At 69.6% G+C, this 2,055-nt stretch carries 2 protein-coding genes; both read right to left on the reverse strand.

Annotation, left to right across the window (positions count from 1 at the left end):
- Positions 1–221: 221 nt before the first annotated feature.
- Positions 222–1,211, reverse strand: a complete 990-nt coding sequence (locus tag VFO68_RS02905) for a D-glycerate dehydrogenase (protein ID WP_325156557.1) — start codon at positions 1,209–1,211, stop codon at positions 222–224.
- On the reverse strand, positions 1,208–2,055 hold an 848-nt coding region (locus tag VFO68_RS02910), incomplete at its 5' end, for a pyridoxal phosphate-dependent aminotransferase (protein WP_325156558.1). The genes VFO68_RS02905 and VFO68_RS02910, both read right to left, overlap by 4 nt.

Consider the following 2,055-nt stretch of genomic DNA (forward strand, 5'->3'; position numbering starts at 1 on the left):
TCCATCAAGGCGACGGCACAGGACGCCGGCTCCACCGTGGCCGACGAAACCCGCTCGGCCGCCGAGGACATCAAGAACCACGCCCACGACGCCAAGGACAACATCAAGGAGCACGGCAACTCCGCACCCCGGCAACACTGAGCCACCCTTTCACCGAATCACCCGACACGTCCCGGCCTGCGGCCGGGACGTGTCGGGTTTTCACCTTTCCCGTGGCCGGCTCACCGGAGCGCGTCGGGGTTGACGAGGGTGCGGGGGCGTTTGTTGGTGATGCCGGCGAGCAGGTTTTCCACGGCGAGCAGGCCCATGGCGGTGCGGGTTTCTATGGTTGCGCTGCCGAGGTGCGGAAGGAGGGTGACGTTGTCCAGGTCCAGCAAGGCTTCCTCGATCTGCGGCTCGCGTTCGTAGACGTCGAGGCCGGCGGCGAAGATTTCGCCGGTGCGCAGGGCCTCGGCCAGGGCCGGCTCGTCGACGATGGGCCCGCGTGCGGTGTTCACCAGGACGGCCGTGGGTTTCATCTGCCGGAAGGCGTCGGCGCCGAAGAGGTGCCGGGTCTGCGGCAGCAGCGGCGTGTGCACCGAGATGATGTCCGACTCGGCGAGCAGTGTCTCAAATGGACACCACTCGACGTTGAGCTCGCGTTCGACGGCCTCGGGCAGCCGAACCGGGTCGTGGTAGATCACCCGCATGCCGAACCCGGTGGCCCGGCGGGCAACGGCCTGACCGATCCGCCCGCACCCGGCGACGCCGAGGGTCTTGCCGTACATGTCGTAGCCCAGCATCATGCTCGGGCCCCAGATCCAGGGTCGGCGTGACCGCAGGAACCGGTCGCCCTCGGCCACCCGGCGCACGCAGGCCAGGATCAGCGACCAGGCCAGGTCGGCGGTCGCCTCGGTGAGCACGTCCGGGGTGTTGGTGACCAGCACGCCGCGGCTGGTGCACGCCGGCACGTCGACGTTGTCGAAGCCGACCGCGTGGTTGGCCACGATCTTCAGCTGCGGGCCGGCCGCGTCCAGCAGCTCGGCGTCGACCCGTTCGGTCAGCAACGTGAGCAGCCCGTCCTTGCCGGCGGCGCGGCGCAGCAGCTCCTCGCGCGGGATCGCCTCCGGCGGCCCCTCGTAGAGATCCACCTCGCAGCCGCCATCCAGGGCCTGCATCGCCTCGGGCACCAGGGCACGGGTCACCAGCACCGACATCGACGACTCGGTCATGACTGCACCTCGCTCACCAGGTTCTGGAAGGCCGCCAGGGCGGCGCGGATGTTGTCCGTCGAAGTGGCGTAGGAAAACCGAAGGTAGCCCGCCCCGTAACGGCCGAACGCGGTGCCCGGCAGGCAGGCCACACCGCATCGCTGCAACAGCAGGTCGGCCAGCGCCGCGGCGGACATGGCGAGGTCACCCACGTTGGGAAAGGCGTAGAACGCGCCACCGGGTTCAACGCAGGACACGCCGGGGATCGCGTTGAGCCCGGCCACGATGACGTCGCGCCGCTGCTGGAACTTCCGCGCCATGCGGTCGACGTCGTCCCAGGGCCCGGTCAGTGCGGCGATCGCGGCCCGCTGGCTGAACGCGGAGGTGCACGACACCGAGTTGATCACCAGCCGGGTGACCGGTTCGACCAGCGCCGGCGGGAACACCCCGAAGCCCAGCCGCCAACCGGTCATCGCGAACGTCTTGGACCACCCGTCCAGCAGCACGGTCCGCTCGGCCATGCCGTCGATGTCCAGCACGCTGTGGTGCGTGCCACCGGTCCGGAGCGCCCAGTAGACCTCGTCGCTGAGCACCACCAGATCGTGGCGGACGGCCAGGGCGGCGATGGCCTCGAGCTGCTCCGGGGTCGAGGCGCTGCCGCAGGGGTTGTGCGGGGAGTTGAGGATCAGCAGCCGGCTGCGATCGGTGATCAGCGAGGCCAGCTCGTCCGGATCGATGGTGAACCCGTTCGCCTCGCGCAGCGGCACCGGGACCGGGCGGGCACCCGAGAACGCCGCGATCGAGGCATACATCGGGAACCCCGGGTCCGGATAGAGAACCTCGTCACCCTCCTCGCACAATGCCA

The organism is Actinophytocola sp. (assembly GCF_035712165.1).
GTDB lineage: Bacteria > Actinomycetota > Actinomycetes > Mycobacteriales > Pseudonocardiaceae > DASYTH01.